The organism is Pedobacter cryoconitis (assembly GCF_014200595.1).
GTDB classification, from domain to species: Bacteria; Bacteroidota; Bacteroidia; order Sphingobacteriales; family Sphingobacteriaceae; genus Pedobacter; species Pedobacter cryoconitis_C.
Genome location: NZ_JACHCG010000004.1, coordinates 1 through 17,105, shown reverse-complemented (window position 1 = coordinate 17,105; position 17,105 = coordinate 1). Strand labels below are relative to the sequence as shown.

General features: G+C 38.7%; 13 protein-coding genes. 3 read left to right on the top strand and 10 right to left on the bottom strand.

Translation table 11 applies throughout. The features are described from left to right. Positions 1-251: 251 nt before the first annotated feature. Positions 252-2,792: an ATP-dependent Clp protease ATP-binding subunit gene (locus HDE70_RS19765; RefSeq protein ID WP_183865735.1), complete on the top strand. Its 2,541-nt coding sequence runs from the start codon at positions 252-254 to the stop codon at positions 2,790-2,792. 307 nt (positions 2,793-3,099) lie between these two features. After that, positions 3,100-4,065: a hypothetical protein gene (locus HDE70_RS19760; RefSeq protein ID WP_183891655.1), complete on the top strand. Its 966-nt coding sequence runs from the start codon at positions 3,100-3,102 to the stop codon at positions 4,063-4,065. 18 nt (positions 4,066-4,083) lie between these two features. Here the strand turns inward: HDE70_RS19760 and HDE70_RS19755 are convergent, their stop codons facing one another. From HDE70_RS19755 to HDE70_RS19710, 10 genes are all read right to left on the bottom strand, one after another. After that, positions 4,084-5,157, bottom strand: coding sequence for a PA0069 family radical SAM protein (locus HDE70_RS19755; RefSeq protein WP_183891654.1), 1,074 nt, complete (start codon positions 5,155-5,157; stop codon positions 4,084-4,086). A 41-nt stretch (positions 5,158-5,198) separates the two neighbouring features. Further along, entirely contained in the window at positions 5,199-6,428 is a 1,230-nt protein-coding gene (locus HDE70_RS19750; RefSeq protein ID WP_183865732.1) for a carboxypeptidase-like regulatory domain-containing protein, read from the bottom strand. A gap of 130 nt (positions 6,429-6,558) precedes the next feature. Further along, positions 6,559-7,380 carry an enoyl-ACP reductase gene (locus tag HDE70_RS19745; protein ID WP_183865731.1) on the bottom strand — a complete coding sequence of 274 codons (822 nt, stop codon included), beginning with the start codon at positions 7,378-7,380 and terminating at the stop codon, positions 6,559-6,561. Positions 7,381-7,455: 75 nt separating this feature from the next. Beyond that, positions 7,456-9,117 carry a DNA repair protein RecN gene (gene recN, locus HDE70_RS19740; RefSeq protein ID WP_183891653.1) on the bottom strand — a complete coding sequence of 554 codons (1,662 nt, stop codon included), beginning with the start codon at positions 9,115-9,117 and terminating at the stop codon, positions 7,456-7,458. A 148-nt stretch (positions 9,118-9,265) separates the two neighbouring features. Beyond that, a complete protein-coding gene (locus HDE70_RS19735; RefSeq protein WP_183891652.1) occupies positions 9,266-11,068 on the bottom strand; it encodes a M56 family metallopeptidase in 1,803 nt (600 codons plus the stop codon). A gap of 4 nt (positions 11,069-11,072) precedes the next feature. Continuing rightward, positions 11,073-11,456: a BlaI/MecI/CopY family transcriptional regulator gene (locus tag HDE70_RS19730; RefSeq protein WP_183891651.1), complete on the bottom strand. Its 384-nt coding sequence runs from the start codon at positions 11,454-11,456 to the stop codon at positions 11,073-11,075. A 109-nt stretch (positions 11,457-11,565) separates the two neighbouring features. Next, positions 11,566-12,468 (bottom strand): DUF4835 family protein, encoded by a 903-nt coding sequence (locus tag HDE70_RS19725; protein WP_183891650.1) that lies wholly within the window; start codon positions 12,466-12,468, stop codon positions 11,566-11,568. After that, complete coding sequence (gene coaBC / locus HDE70_RS19720) at positions 12,465-13,664, bottom strand: bifunctional phosphopantothenoylcysteine decarboxylase/phosphopantothenate--cysteine ligase CoaBC (RefSeq protein WP_183865726.1); 1,200 nt, start codon at positions 13,662-13,664, stop codon at positions 12,465-12,467. The genes HDE70_RS19725 and coaBC overlap by 4 nt, the downstream gene beginning before the upstream one ends. Before the next feature lie 46 nt (positions 13,665-13,710). Continuing rightward, entirely contained in the window at positions 13,711-14,037 is a 327-nt protein-coding gene (locus HDE70_RS19715) for a DNA-directed RNA polymerase subunit omega (protein ID WP_068402985.1), read from the bottom strand. Then, complete coding sequence (locus HDE70_RS19710) at positions 14,037-14,960, bottom strand: outer membrane protein assembly factor BamD (protein WP_183865725.1); 924 nt, start codon at positions 14,958-14,960, stop codon at positions 14,037-14,039. Before HDE70_RS19710 ends, HDE70_RS19715 begins: the two co-directional genes overlap by 1 nt. 370 nt (positions 14,961-15,330) lie before the next feature. Between HDE70_RS19710 and HDE70_RS19705 the strand changes: the two genes are divergently transcribed. After that, the gene (locus HDE70_RS19705; protein ID WP_183891649.1) at positions 15,331-15,849 is read left to right on the top strand and encodes a DUF4337 domain-containing protein; all 519 of its coding nucleotides are present in this window, start codon (positions 15,331-15,333) and stop codon (positions 15,847-15,849) included. Positions 15,850-17,105: the final 1,256 nt, after the last annotated feature.

Sequence of the window (17,105 nt, the reverse complement as noted above, 5' to 3'; positions counted from 1 at the left end):
TCTCCCAAAAGGGTTGGGAATGGTCTCTCTTATGATTATTTAAGCTACTTTAGAACTATTTATTTTCCTCTGGTTAATAAAATAATATTGTTATTAGTGTCAAAACTTAGTAAGTTTAGTGGAATTAGATCAGTAACGAAATCTTTCTTCCGCTGTATGGCGTAATTGTTGATAAAATAAATCATATAGGTAACGCTTATTTATAAAACATTTTTATAGTTTAGGGGCGTTGCGTTTAAGAAAAGGTATATATGGAAGCTAAATTTTCACCACAAGTAAAAGACGTGATTTCGTTTAGCAGGGAAGAAGCCCTGAGATTAGGTCATGATTATATAGGCGCTGAGCATCTTTTGTTAGGTCTGATTCGCGAAGGCGATGGAATGGCTATCAAAATATTGAAGTCGCTGGGGGTTGATACGTCTAAGTTGCGCCGCTCAATTGAGGAGGCAGTTAGAGGCACATCCAGTGTGACGGTTAATCTGGGAAATATCCCCTTGACCAAACAGGCCGAAAAAGTATTAAAAATCACTTATCTGGAAGCCAAAATCTTCAAGAGCGATTTAATAGGAACAGAGCATTTGCTGTTGTCCATCCTTCGTGATGACGATAATATCGCTTCTCAGATATTATTGCAGTACAGCATCAATTACGAAATCTTCAAACAGGAAGTAGAAGTTAATAAAAATGGTTTCAGAGATGAAACTCAAGGTAGTGCTTCTACTGGTGGTGATGATGATTACCGTGAAGAGGAAAGCTTTAGCAGCCCTAAGAAAGTATCTGACATTAAATCCAAAACCCCTGTTCTGGATAATTTTGGAAGAGACTTAACCAAAGCTGCGGAAGAAGGCCGTCTGGATCCTATTGTAGGACGTGAAAAAGAGATTGAGCGCGTTTCTCAAATCCTTTCCCGTCGTAAAAAGAATAATCCTATTTTGATTGGTGAGCCAGGTGTAGGTAAATCGGCAATTGCTGAAGGACTTGCTTTGCGCATCGTTCAGCGTAAGGTTTCAAGAGTGTTGTTCAATAAACGTGTGGTTACATTAGATCTTGCTTCTTTGGTTGCAGGCACTAAATACCGCGGACAGTTTGAAGAACGCATGAAAGCTGTAATGAATGAACTGGAAAAATCAACTGATGTAATTTTATTCATTGATGAGATCCATACTATTGTTGGTGCTGGTGGGGCTTCTGGTTCCCTGGATGCTTCCAATATGTTCAAACCTGCTTTAGCGAGAGGCGAAATTCAATGTATTGGTGCGACTACGCTTGATGAGTACCGTCAGTATATTGAGAAAGATGGAGCTTTAGACCGTCGTTTCCAAAAGGTTATGATCGAGCCTGCTTCTCCTGATGAAACTATTGAGATCTTAAACCGTATCAAAGAAAAGTATGAGGAACATCACGGTGTTACTTACACAAATGAGGCAATAAATGCCTGCGTTGCTTTGACTACAAGATATATTACTGACAGGTTCCTTCCGGATAAAGCTATTGATGCGCTGGATGAAGCTGGTTCAAGGGTGCATTTAACTAATATTCATGTTCCTGAAAACATCATTGATATTGAAAATAAGATTGAAAATATCAAGGTTGAGAAAAATAAAGTTGTAAAGAGTCAGAAATATGAAGAAGCTGCAAAATTAAGAGATACTGAAAAGAATCTTTTGGAAGAGCTTGATCGTGCGAAAACTGAGTGGGAAGCTGAAACTAAAACTAAACGTTACACGGTAACTGAGGATAATGTTGCAGAGGTTGTTTCCATGATGACTGGTATTCCTTTACAACGTGTAGGTCAGACTGACAGCGTGAAATTGCTGAATATGTATGATACTATAGCTACTAAAATTATTGGTCAGGACGATGCGATCAAGAAATTAAGTAAAGCTATTCAACGTACAAGAGCCGGGTTGAAAGATCCTAAAAAACCTATTGGTTCATTTATTTTCTTAGGGCCTACTGGTGTTGGTAAAACTGAATTGGCTAAGGAATTAGCAAGGTTCATGTTTGATAGTGATGATTCACTGATTCAGATTGACATGAGTGAGTACATGGAGAAATTTGCTGTTTCCCGTTTAGTGGGAGCGCCTCCGGGATATGTTGGTTATGAGGAAGGTGGTCAGTTAACTGAAAAAGTACGCCGTAAACCTTATGCTGTTATCTTATTGGATGAGATTGAAAAAGCTCACCCTGATGTATTTAATATCCTGTTACAGGTGTTGGATGAAGGTCAGCTGACTGATAGTTTAGGTCGTAAGGTCGATTTTAGAAACACGATTATCATCATGACTTCTAATATTGGTGCACGTCAGCTTAAAGATTTCGGTCAGGGTATTGGTTTCTCTACGAACGCAAAAACTAACCAGGTTGATGCACATTCAAGAGGGGTAATTGAAAACGCGTTGAAACGTGCTTTCGCTCCTGAGTTCCTGAATCGCGTGGATGATGTGGTTGTATTCAATACTTTAGGTAAGGATGAAATCTTTAAAATCATTGATATTGAGTTGAAGTCGTTGTTTGGCAGGGTTCATAGTTTGGGTTATGAAGTTAAATTGACTGATGTCGCAAAAGAGTTTATTGCTGATAAAGGTTTCGATATTAACTTTGGTGCCCGCCCGCTGAAACGTGCGATACAGAAATATCTGGAAGATCCTATCGCGGAAGAAATCCTGAAAGGGGAGATTAACGATGGGGATACGCTTGAGATAGATTACAATAAGGAAACTGACCTGATTGTGGTTGAAAATAAGAGCCCGGGTAAGAAAAAGAAGAAAGAAGAAGGAAGTATCGAGTAAGTACCTCCAACACGGAAATATCAAAGGCTGCCTCTAAAGGGCGGCCTTTGATATTAAAAAAAACAGGGTATGGTATTTCAAGCCGGCGCCCGCCTGAAGGGGCGGCCAAGGTCTTGAAATACCATACCCTGTTTTTTTTAAAGTTTATGTAACCGTGCCGGAGTTTAGCGGAGTGGTTTATATTTATGGTTAATTGTCGGTATTACTCTTATGGGTTGGGATATATAGTAAATTAAATACTTTTTTGTAATCAATGATTAAATTAATTAGATTTAATTTGTTTATTTGTTAATTAAAATATAAATAAATGAAGTTATTTTATTTTCTTGGAATAATTACTGCAATTATAACCAATGTTTCTTATGCTCAGACGGTTAAAGTACAGTCAGAAGTTAATGGTTCTTTAAGTGTTGTTGGCCTTTCGAGTACAATGGGGGCTTCTACACCGGTTATTTATGGAAATATTGGAGCAGCATACCCTACCTGGGGTGTTTCTATGAACCATGTGGTAGAGGATGTGGGTGCTAATCATTATGGAATGGGGTTGCTCACTACAGATAGTTATCTAACCGGACGTACTGAAAAGGTGAGGATTGCTGCGAATGGTAATGTTGGTATTGGAACTACAACGCCGAATTCAAAGTTACAGGTTGCCGGAACTTTAAGTGCTATTAATCTTCAGAGTGCATTAGGATCATCTACTCCAGTTATTTATGGAAGTATAAGTAATGAATTTCCAACCTGGGGAGTTTCTATAAATCACGTAGTTGAAAATGCAGGGGCAAATAATTATGGAATGGCATTATTGACTACGGATAGTTTTTTGACGGGACGTACTGAAAAGGTGAGAATTACTGCTAATGGGAATGTTGGTATTGGAACTACTACGCCAGATGCAAAACTGACTGTTAATGGGCAAATACATGCAAATGAGGTATTGGTAGATTCGAAACAATGGCCCGATTATGTTTTTCTTCCCCAGTATAATCTTCTTACGTTGAATGAAGTTAGGGCATATATTGATACGCATCAGCATCTGCCAGAAATGCCATCTGCTGCAATAGTAGAGGCTAAGGGATTAGATCTAGGTGAAATGAATAAGCTTTTAACAAAAAAAGTAGAAGAGTTAACTCTTTATTTGCTGGAGAAAGATACTGAAGTAAATGAGCTGAAAACAAATATTAAATCCTTAGAGACAAATTACCGGAATCAGCAGGAACAGCTTAAGTCTATTAAGGAAACACTGGACCAATTCAAAATGAAAATTAAATAATTGAGATGGTAAACTTAATTAAAACAGGCTTAGTTGTGGTTTCGGAATACTGAATATGCTGGAGTCAAGGTGTGTTCGTTTGAGGTTCAGGTGATTAATTCTGCAATGTAATTTGAAGGTGTCATGAATCATCTTTGCAATGTTACCCTGGCCTCTCATTCTTTCTCCGAACCGACTGTCATTTACTGTTCCCCCGTGGCAGGATTGGATCATATGCCATACTTTGTCAAAGCGGTCGGGGAAGTTTTGATGCAACCAGTCTTCGAAGATCGAGCCTACTGCTCCGTTTAACCTCACAATGGTGTAACCGGCACTTTCTGCGCCGCAGGATGCTATGGTTTTCAATACGCTGGGAATTTCATGATCACTAAGGCCGGGAACAAGTGGTGCAACCATAACTCCGGTCGGAATCCCGGCTTTGCTGAGCTCTTCTACTACTTTTAGCCTTTGTCTGACAGTTGTGGTTCTGGGTTCCATCTTTAGTCTTAGTTTTTCGTCCAGGCTGTTGATGGAGACGTAAACGAGACAGAGATTGAGTTTAGCCATTTCCTGAAGGATATCAAGATCACGCAGTATTAAGGCATTTTTGGTGATCATCCCTATAGGTTGTTTATAGGCAAGGGCGATTTCCAGGAGCTGACGGGTTATTTTATATTCACGTTCTGCGGGTTGATAACAGTCGGTATTTCCGGATAGGGAAATAGTTTCTGCATTCCAGCCTTTGCGCTCGAGGAATTTCTTGAAAAGTTGTGGTGCGTCTTTTTTAACGATAATCTTTCTTTCGAAGTCCAGACCAGCACTAAAACCCCAGTATTCGTGTGCGTTTCTGGCATAACAGTAGGTGCAGCCGTGTTCGCAGCCTTGATATGGGTTAAGCGACCAGGCCATACCAACGTCCGGGCTGGCCACTTTATTGACGATAGTCTTCGATTTTCCTATGATGAAGCTGGTCTTATGGTTTTCATTTTCCCAATCATCTATTCCTTCGCTATGTTCTTTGACATAGGAATGGGCTAAGAAATGATTATGAGGGTTAAATTGCGCGCCTCTCCCTTTTAAATATTGCTCTTCTGGCTTTTCCGCTGAAATCATTTCTAAAATTACTAAAAATATTAGTAATTCAGATGGAGGAATTATCTTTTATTTAACGGGATATAATCCATAGGGACCATGTCACCAATTTTTTCGTAAGCCCAGAAGCCTTCGAAGAGTATAGCTTTTGAATCATGGATTGCACCATTCGGGTAAAAACTGACAGGGCCTTTTAACATACTGACTACCGAAATCTGATAATTGGGAATAGTTAATGGCCGCATTACATAATGACCGGTGTTGGAATAGGCGTTGCTTTCTTCTTCTTTGGTATACATCACGTAAAGCTCATCCTTGTAATTGATAGTTTTCATGTTGGGATAAATACTTTTGACTAAAGTATCAGTTGATACACCCGACATATCAAGGGTAGTAAATTCTTTAGGCAGGTCGTACAGGCGCTGCATCATCAGCAGTGAATCGCTGAATACTGAGCCTATAGTGCTGGCTCCGTGCATTCTTTTCTGCAACCGCGCTTTTGTCGTGGCAATGTAGGCGTCTGATGGCCGGTTAGGATTTTTGGTTTTAATTCTTTTATAGATAATAAAACCGTTTTCTTCTACTTTATTCTGGTAAAGGGACTGAAAAAAGTGCTGGGGGGAGCCCGCATAGGCAATCTCCCGGTTATTGAGCCAGTTTCTTCTTTTTTTACCTGAGCCTTTCAGATCTTCAAATACTGGCAGACCTGAGAAGTAAACAATCCTCGTATTATAATTATATTCAAAAAGGTTCAGCATATATTTCAGCCGGTAGCCTAATGCTTTATTCTCAACGACCAGAAACTCATTTGTGGTTACGCTGAGTACCCTTGCATCACCATCGTATTTGATATAGAGTACCTGCGGATTCAGAATCTTGCATTTGGCAGAATTAGGCGTGCGGCCGATAAAGAAATCTTCGAATACTTTAAGGTTCTTTTCCCTGTCAGGATCTGCCCGGATTACTACTTCATTGAGTTGTACGGTGTTCTCTGCCAGGGTAATGGTGATGTTAACCGGCTGATCTGAAATAATGACACTTTTACTGTAAGGCAGGTAGCCCATCATTTGTACGACTACCTCGTAAGATCCGGGTTTTATCCTGGACAGCGTAAATTGTCCATCATTATTCGTTACTGTTGCAGTGGTATACCCACTGAGGTAAATACCGGCTCCGGGCAAAGTTTCTCCCTTTTTGTCCTTTACTTGTCCACTAATTGTATACAATTTTTGTGCATGCGTGTTCAGGCAGAACAATAAAAGCAAGACTGTCCCAAAGAGATATTTAATCATGGAGCTAATTTAACTGATCTGCTGGTTATTTGGTAATAAAAAAAGCCCTTTAAGGGCTTTGAATTTGTTAAAAAACGTTAATTAATGGGATAACATCCAGAACGTTATGTTTTTAGCTGAGGATAGCTCTTTAAGCCTCTGTATCTACACCTAATCCGTGTAATACTCCGTCACTTACGCCAGTAGAAGAATACCCTCCATCGTGGAAAAGGTTTTGCATCGTAACCATACGGGTCAGGTCGGAGAATAAAGTAATACAGTAATCAGCACATGATGCCGCATCTGCATTTCCCAGTGGTGCAATTTTGTCAGCGTAATCAAAGAAATCACCAAACCCCTTTATCCCTGTTCCAGCACTTGTTTTTGTTGGGGACTGAGATACAGTATTGATACGGACTTTCTTTTCTACGCCATAATGATAACCGAAGCTTCTGGCGATAGATTCCAGCATCGCTTTAATATCTGCCATGTCGGTATAAAATGGATAAGTTCTTTGTGCAGCCATATAAGTTAATGCAACTACACTACCACCTTCACTAATTGCATCCAGTTTTTTCGCTACGGCCAGCATCTTATGAAATGATAAAGCTGATACGTCTATTCCTTTTTGAAAGTAATCATAGTTCAATTCAGTATAAGGAATCTTTTTGCGGATGTTGACACTCATCCCAATAGAATGAAGCACAAAGTCTATTTTGCCCCCAAGTATTTCCTGAGACTTGATATATAAATTAGTCAGGTCTTCCACGCTGGTTGCATCTGCCGGAACAATTTGTGAGCCTGTTTTTTCTGCAAGCTTGTTAATCTCACCCATACGCATAGCGATAGGAGCGTTAGTTAATACAAACGTTGCTCCTTCTTCATGTGCTTTCTCAGCAACTTTCCAAGCAATAGAATTTTCATCTAAGGCACCTGTAATGATACCTCTTTTACCTTTTAATAAATTGTACATTTCTTTGTTTTTATTATTTAATGATCAGCACGGTTTGTCTGTAATTAGGCTTCAAACTTAAAGCATATTTCCCTTTTAGTTTTTGAAGCTTAACAAATCCTGTGCATTTTTTAAAGCCGACTCTCCCGGATTTTTACCACTTAGCATTTCAGCAATAGCGAAAATACGCTCCTCAGGGTTTAACCTGCGGATGCCAGTAGTTGTCCGTTCTGATTCTTCTTTCTTATAAACGAAATAATGTGCCTCGCCTTTAGCCGCAATTTGCGGAAGATGGGTAATACAGATTACTTGCATATTTTGTTCCAGCTCACCGATCACATCACCAACCCGAAGTGCTGTTTCCCCCGAAATACCTGTATCAATCTCATCGAAGATTAAGGTCGGGAGTGAAGTATGTTTTGATATTATTGATTTAATAGCAAGCATTAAACGGGAAAGCTCACCACCGGAAGCTACTTTACCTACCGGGGCAGGGGCTTGTCCTGCGTTAGCAGAAAATAATAAGGAAATCATATCTTTTCCGTCCTTATTTAGATTCTCCACCACAGTCTGCTCAATTTTAATTTTCGCATTCGGCATGCCCACGCGGACTAATATTTCACCAACTTGTTTCTGGGCAACATTAATAGCTTTGCTGCGGTTCTTTGATAAGGTATCTGCTATCTTTTCTAACTCAACTTTCAGCTTATTGATCGCAATGATTAAGCGTTCTATCTCTTCATCACTGTTTAAAAGCGTGTTCAGGTTGTCCGAAAGTTCATGCTGTATGGCCAGCAGTTCTTCAACTGAAGTAACGCGGTGTTTTTGCTGTAAAGTATAAATCGTATCCAGTCTGACATTGATTTCATCAATTCTCGCCGGGCTGTATACTATGTTTTCTTCCAGTACTATAGTTTCTTCTGCAATATCTTTGATTTCTATCATCGCCGAACGCAGACGTTCATTCATGGCACTGTAAGCAGGATTGAACTTCTCTATAGCCTGGATCTGGTTGATTACTTCTTTTAAAATAGGAAGTACTGCCGTTTCTTCGCCATCCAGTAAAACATGACCATTTAATAAGCCTCTCTTAATACTTTCTGCATGGTTTAAAGCTTCCATCTCGATTTCCAGCGCTGCTTGTTCACCAGCCTGTAAATTTGCAGTCTCCAGCTCATTAAAAAGAAATTGTTCGTAATCCTGCTTGCTTCTGGCTTCATCAGCCGAAGTTTGCATATTGATCAGCAGCTGAAGGTTCTTTTTATATTCCCTGAATTTCAATCTGTACTGAGTGAGCAGCGGCAGATGATCAGATAAAGTATCGACAACTGACAATTGAAAGCCCGGATCATTGACTTCTGAAGTTGCATGCTGAGAATGGATGTCAATCAGTTTTTCTCCGATCTGTTTCATCACTGACAGCGTTACAGGTGTGTCATTGATGAAAGCTCTGGATTTACCATCAATAGAAATTTCTCTTCTCAGAATACTTTCCTGTTGATAATCCAGGTCGAATTCTTCAAAATAAGGTTGTAGCCCTGAACCCGAAAGTTTGAACTGTCCCTCTATGACACATTTTTTCGCCTGATTAAAAAAATACTTTGTTTCCGCACGCTGACCTAAAATCAAAGACAGCGCACCCAGCATAATAGATTTTCCAGCACCAGTTTCCCCTGTAATGATATTTAAACCTTTATCAAGTTCCAAATCGACACTATCGATCAGTGCATAGTTACGTATAGAAAGTTTCTGTAGCATATTTGATTGCTAAATTATGAAAACTATGTCATTTGACGTTTATTCTTTTTTAACAAAAAACGGCCGAAGATGTTTCTTCGGCCGCTGTGGCTATTTGTGTATTAAGGTTTTAAATATTTTATACTTTGATAAGAGACTTAAATAGCCTTTAATTATCGTCTTTTTTCTGTTCTTTAGCTTTCAGCTTTTCTACATCCGCATCAAATTTCTTTTTCAATTCCTGGTATTCTGCTGTTTTTTTAAGCTTTTGCTGTTCTTCTGATTCATTCAACAGGACAACCCTGGTCAGATTATCTCCCGACATCATTTTCATCCTTGCTTTGAATTCAGGAGAGCTGATCATTTTTTGTGCGTTCAATGCCTGTATAGTTGCTTGTTGCTGAAGTCTTTTCATTTTCACTTTGTATTCTGGCGAATTGAATTTAGCCTGCATTTCTCTGGCCATTTTCTCCCATTTAGCACGTTCTTTAGGATTATCGTATTTGGCTATCATGTCCGCACTATACTTTGCCCATTTCGCTTTTTCTGAAGGGGAATTAAATTTTTGCTCTAATGCTTTGCCTTTCTCCCCGATACGGGCTGACAGTAATTTTATTTTGCTTTCATCACCCGAAAGACTTGCTGCAACCATATCTTTAACATCCGCAGAGAAATTGATCATAGTGACGGGCAGCTCATGTCCTGATGCAGAATCAATTTCAATCCCTAATGGAACAGGAGGTGCAGGTGGCATCATAACCGCAGGAGGCTCAGGCATATTGTGGTTAATATATACATGGCGTAAGGGTAAACTATCCGGCCCTTGTATAACCATGGTGTCAGATGTTTGAGAACTTTTAACGATATATACTTTTTTATTTTTCTTTTTACCTGTATCAATAGGAAGCTGAACCGAAGGAGATAAAATCGCAGTATCTTTTGATAATTTTGAACGCTTTAGCTGTTGGTCACTCTTCGCGGGATTTATCCACGCTAATGAAATGATAGTCGTTAGTGTCAGTGCAATTGCAAAAAGCTTTTGTTTTGAATTCATGTAGTTCGTTTTCATAGCTGTAATTCTTTTAATTCGCTGATAGAGGTGTTGGTTTTTTCCTGTTGCAGCTAAAGCAAATACGGGCGAAGTTTTATCTGCCAGTAATTCTAATTGCAATAGTGCATGTGCATAGGTTAATGGCGTATTAGTCAGGTCGACTACCAGATCATCACAAGCATGCTCCCTTTCGATATCTATAAATTTGCCTGTCAGCCATACAAAAGGATTAAAGAATAGAATGGTTTCAATCACCGTCCTGATCAGGTTGAACAGATAATCATTCCTTCTGATATGGGAGAGCTCATGAATGAGTATGGCCTCTATATGTTTCATCTCCATTTGAGCCACTAAGGCTACCGGAAAAAGTACAACAGGTTTAAAAAAACCAATCACAAGAGGAACATTCACATGGTTGGACAAATGAAAGGAAACGTGTTTTTTGATCTTCAGTTTTTTAGTTAAGGCTTCAAAAAGAACAGACCATTCTTCAGGAACACTGATTCTTGCTGCTCTTTTAAGCTCTTGTATTTTATTGTATCCTTTGAAGACAATAACCGACTGAATCAGCAGGCCAATGCTATATAATAAAACCAGGAAAGGAAACACTCTCTCCGCATAGGGGATTAGAATTGCTGATAAAAAGGAATTCGATAATGGGTTAACATTTGCAATGACCTGAGTCGTCTGGGCATCCTGCTGAGTAACCGGCCACTTGAATATGGAAAAGAAGGTTGCTATAAAACAAATAAATATAAGCGTATTGGCAGCAAAAGCTAAATTATATTTAAGCCTGGCCTTTAGCCGGAATATACGCATCTGGCTTGGTAAGAGCAGTGCATATACGAGTGCGGCCTGCCATAAGGAATGCAGGATACTCCATCCTGTTGCCTGTATAAGATTGTTTAATAAAGCTTCCATAGTATTATTTATAATCTAAGTCGTTTAAATATTTCTTTATCGCTTCTATCTCATCCTTACTTGAAGTATGATTCCCCAGGGCTTGCATCACTAATCGTGCTGCGGATCCGCTAAATGCATTGTCAATTAATTTGGAAACCAGGTGTTCCTGAGTTTTCTGCTGACTGGCCAATGCGCTATAGATATGTGTCTTTGAACTGGTATCTCTCTTTACCAAACCTTTTTCATGCATGAGCTGCATAATTTTAAGGGTGGTTGTATAACCGGCTTCTTTATGCTGGGTCAGGATCTCATGCACTTCTCTCACAGTACAATTTCCTTTCTCCCATAATATCTGAAGTATCTCCAGTTCGCTTTCTGTTGGTTTTATCGTATTTTGTGAGGACATATTTTATTTACGAATTGTTTCGTAGTACTAATGTACGAATATATTCGTATATCCAAAATATATTTTATAAAAATAAGATATAGAGAAGTAATAAGAGGGTGGAAGGCAGTTAAAGACCTTTTTTCAGAATCTCGTACTTGTTAATATTAGCGGGATCAATCTCACTTAGCAAGTTATAAGCCTGAATTTTATCCTGAGTATTTCCTGTAACCAGGATATTTACCATTTCTTCAGCTTTAGTAGCCAGGTAAACATTAGGGAAAATTGAGCCTAGTTTCTGTTTGTCCATCTGTTTTAAGTCTGCTAAGAAACCTAATAACATCTGACAGCCTTTAGTTGGATTGTCTTGTATGCGATCCAGTGTGTTCGCATGATAGTTATAGATGAAAATCCTGAGATCTTCAAAACTCTTATCCAGTAGGTTCTGATTTAACCAATACCGGTTACGTAAACCGTCATAGGCTTTCCAGCCGGTGTTACCTGATACCTGCGCCACATTAAGAATGTTCTGGGCTTTCAGGTAATATGGGGTTCCGCCCAGTTTACTAAAGCTGTCTTTATCTAATCCGATGATGGTATAGGCATAATAAGATAACAATGATCCAAGGTTACTCAGGAAATTCTGGTCTGAGAAATTGACTGGTTCTCCCTCATTGTAGTTGAAATCGAAATCTTTATCGCTCAGATTAAGCAACGTACTATTGTATGAAGTACCAAATATGGGGCGGCTGGTCTGTATTTGTGCGTCTGCTTTATAACCAGAAGCTCCATCCCACGAGCTGATTGTAATCACGAGATTACTTTCTATCCTTTCCTGTGGCTGATAAGTTTCATTCGTCCACTTATTATTATTCAGATATTCACGTACCGTATTCTGGATCAGCTCAATATTCTTCTTATCCATGTTGGGCACAGTTGGTGCCGTTACGGTTACCCTGGTATTCAGTTCCTGAGTAAAACCAGTTAAGCAAATGAAGAGTGAAGCGAAAACGAGCGTAGTGAATTTTTTCATGCAGGGCGCAGCTTTAGTATTTCAGTACAGATATCTTTGGCAACTTCAGTTTTTGATTTCACTGCATATACCGTTTTCTCTAAGTACTGATTAAAGATAGTAATTTTGTTTGTATCTTTTTGAAAGCCAGCACCAGCATCATTTAAAGAATTCAGAATAATTAAATCGAGGTTCTTTTTGATCAGTTTAGCTTTTGCATGTTCTTCTTCATTGTTAGTCTCCAGTGCAAAACCTACGAGTATTTGTTCTTTGGTTTTAGTCTGGCCTAAAGTGAAAAGAATGTCTGTTGTCTTTTTCAGGTCTATGCTGAACTCCTCTGTTGCTTTTTTAATTTTCTGTGAAGCTACATGAACAGGGGTGTAGTCTGCGACTGCTGCGCTCATAATAGTAATGGAACTATCCGTGAAATTGCGCTTACAGGCTTCTAACATTTCGCTGGCTGTAGTTACATCTATTCTGTTTACCTGCTGTGTACTTTGTTCTGCGGTAGGTCCGCTGATTAAAGTTACGTCTGCTCCTAAGCGGGCCATTTCATCAGCAAGGGCAAAACCCATTTTTCCTGAAGAATGGTTCCCTATAAAGCGTACCGGATCTATCGGTTCGTAAGTAGGGCCAGCTGTGACCATCACTTTTACGCCAATAAGAGGAAGGCCTTTTTTGATGGTCGCTGAAAGGTAAGCTACAATCTCTTCCGGCTCCGCCATTCTTCCTTCGCCATGTAAACCACTGGCGAGTTCTCCGCTTGTCGGGGAGATCATGGTATTGCCAAAACCTTGCAGTTTCTGAATATTGTCTTTTGTGCTTTGATGTTTCCACATGTCAAGATCCATTGCCGGGGCGTAAAAGACAGGACATTTAGCGGAAAGATAAACAGCGCTCAGCAGGTTATCACAAAGTCCGTTCGCCATTTTGCCAATTGTATTTGCACTGGCAGGGGCGATGATCATGTAATCTGCCCACAGGCCTAATTCAACATGGTTACTCCATACTCCGGTTTCTTCTTCGAAGTATTTAGTATAAACAGGATTTTTAGATAAGGTAGCAAGTGTGAGCGGTGTAATGAAGTTTGCCGCATCGGCTGTGAGAATTACCTTGACGTTTGCACCAGCCTTAATCAGGAGCCTGACTAATACTGCGGACTTATATGCTGCGATACTGCCGCAAACGCCAAGGATAATGTTTTTATTTTTGAGCATGGTTTATTAATGCAAATGGTTATGCTATATAATACCTATGCAGATTTTATTGTGAATCTTTAGCTGGATTTCTGTGGTAAATTTTATCATTCAGAAATTCATCAATCGCAATAAGGCTTGGCTTCGGCATGCGCTCATAGTGCTTGCTGATTTCAATTTGTTCTCTGTTTTCGAAGATCTCTTCCAGGTTATCATTAGAAGAAGCAAACTCAGCTAATTTGCCATGTAACTCCTCTTTCATGTTATTTGAAATCTGATTAGCCCTTTTAGAAATAATCACTAAAGACTCATAAATGTTGTGGGTCTTTTGATCTAAATCGTTTACATTTCTTGTTACCGTAGTGTTTGGTATTGCGGGTTTATTCGTATTCATTATGGGTTGGGGGTTTTAATCGTAGTAGTATCTTTTTTTGCATCTTTTTCCATTAATGCTTTATATTTCGCGGTTAGTTTAGCATCCTGCGCCATTAATTGTTTCGCATTTGCTATTCCATCTTCACTATTGGTTTTCAGCGTTTTCACTTCAGCAAGGTATTTGCTTTCAGGATGAGCTTCAATAAATTCATTTGCATAACCAATTGCTTCGTTATATCTGTCTTCCTGACGGAATGCATAGCTATTTTTAGCATATGAATATTGTGATTTAACAATCAGCAAGTCCATCTCCTCTATATACTTAATATCCGGAAAGTCTGTTTCTGCATTTTTTAAAGCGATTACAGATGATTTGTAGTAAGATAAATCATATCCACCCAAATCATAGTATAATCTTGCATTGGTATAAGCTTTTAATTCCAGTTTAGCACGAAGGTCAGTAATGTATTGACTTGCCTGTGCAACGCGCTCACTTTTAGGGTATAAGTTGATAAACAACTGTAATGCATCGATTGCTTTGTAAGTATTTTCCTGCTCTAATGTATATTCAGGAGAATCCAGATAGTAACAATAAGCACCCATGTACCGGCATTCTTCAGCATTTTTACTTGTTGGATAGGTATCTGCAAAGTATTTGAACTGATAACGGGCGGTCGTGTAATCTTTTAGTCTGTATAACGTATAAGCGTAGTAATAATTCAGGTCTTCAGCTTCAGTTCTTCCTCTATATTTCTGAGAAAGATCTTCAAATAAGATAAGGGCTTTTGAATAATCCTTCTTGTTATATAGTTTTATTGCCTCCTGGTATTTTTTGGCTACATCATTGCTGAGCCTGATTTTTTCAAAACGGCTTTTGCAACCTGCAATACTCAGGGCAATAACAGTAAAACTTAGTATAAAAACGTGTTTAATTTTAAACATTGTGCAAAGATAAGTTAATAATACGATAACGTCAATTAAAAATAATCGACCGCTAAGCTATATAAAGCCTTTTTATAAGTCAAGCTGTTAACATATTTTAACAAATAAATTCTCTGGATGCGGTTATCTGATTAATTAATGGCTAAAAATGGGATGGAAAGGCGGCTTCTATTGGGTTAAATAATTTTAATTATTCCCTGGTATGTATGCTGTACTTTAAATGTAGGTATTTAAATTTGTTGAAACAACAGATATTTGTTAGGGAATATAAGTTCGGGATCATCTAATAAAACCAGTTTTTTCAATTTGGAGACAGGAATAACACTGAGATTTTAAATCATCTATTGGTCAACGTATTTAAAGGCAAATTATGGAAGAAATTGAAATACCTACAGAACACCTTCATGAAACTATCCAGGAGAAATCAGAGGAGGCGTTAAAGGGAGCTGAAAATAAGTGGATAATGTATTTAGCGATATCTACTGCTTTGGTTGCTGTTTTTGCTGCTATCGCAGGATTAATGGCTGGACATCATTCGAATGAAGCATTAATTGAGCAAATAAAGGCTTCTGATCAGTGGGCTTATTACCAGTCGAAGGGTATTAAAGCAGAAATCAGGAGTCTGCAGATCAATGGCGCGGGTGATGCTGCCAAGATAGAGCAGTATAAAAAAGAACAGCAGGAAATAAAGAAGAGCGCTGTAACACATGAAAAATTATCTGAGGCTCATTTGGATAAACACGTGTCGTTAGCTAAAGCAGTTACTTTATTTCAAATAGCCATTGCTGTTTCTGCAATTTCAATTCTGACTAAAAGGAAGAGTTTATGGTATTTGGGACTCCTTTTTTCATTGGCAGGAATTTTATCATTCTTATATGGTATGATGTGATCTGACTGGTCTACTTATTATTTAAGATATACATGACTTATAATAAGTGTATCATTAACCTGAAGGCAGAGATTTCTCTGCCTTTTTTAGTTTACTATATATTAGACTTGATACTTTTGATATGAAATTATCTTTGATAAGCCAGATGTATATTATATAGGGGAGAAGCCAAAGTATCCCGGATCTATCATCTTCACGACGCAAATCAGTCATTTTTATCTCTATTCTTCTCTAAATTCCTCGTAATCAGACTGCTTTTGAGCTGAAGTAAAGTAAAAGCAGTAAAATAACGGTACGGGTCAAGCGAATCCAGTACAATTATAGTAGAGAAGTGCCACTGTAGTGTATTAGAACGACATTGAGACGACCTTGGAATGAGGTTAGAATGACTGTGGTCATTGCAAGGTCATTCCAACGTCATTCCAATCTCGTTCCAAGGTCATTCCAAGGCACTATTCAACACGGTTTCAACATATGTTCTTAAGGTCAAGGCCATGTTTTGGGTTTTTAACTATACTATATGGTATAATAGTGTTGTTTTGAAGGTGGGATTTCCCTGTTCGAGCAGGGCTTGCAGTGTTTTTTATTGTTTAAAGCGCCAGTAGTTATCGGTTGTAAAGGTTTCTGAGGTTTTTGAATCCGTAATCCCGGCCTGTTCTGGCTGCGAAGGAATTTAGTTTGAAGTATTTCGTGTTGGAAATCATGCAGTTAGGGAATGTATACAATTATTAGTGTGATATTGTTTGGAGGATGGGTTTATTTTCCTACTTTTGCATCCCGCTTCGGAGGAAGGGAAACAGAGAAAAAGATGAGTGCTGAGGATTGAAAGGATGTAAAGTAGAAGTGTTGTTAAGCTTCAGAAAGGAATTAAAACTTTCTAAAAATAAAAAAGAAAAAGCTTGACAAAACGAAAAAGATTTCTACCTTTGCAGTCCCAACAAAAACGGGAAGCTTTACAACGGATGTTGACAAGGCAATAACAACAAGACTGAAACAATGGTTAGCCTGAAAAAACTTTAAGAACATTAAGACTTAAGGAATTAGAAAGCGAAACATTGCAACATATAAAAGGCAACCGTGAGGTACTGCCGAGAAGTTCATTAAAGAGATGTCATTTACAAACGTAGCGAGGTAAACACGTACAAGTTCAAAGTACATGAGCCGCGCGAGTTTTTTAAGTCTATTCTGACAGACAAATAAGAATAAGACTATTATTAATACAAGTTAAGAATGGTCAGTGTTCAAACAACAACATT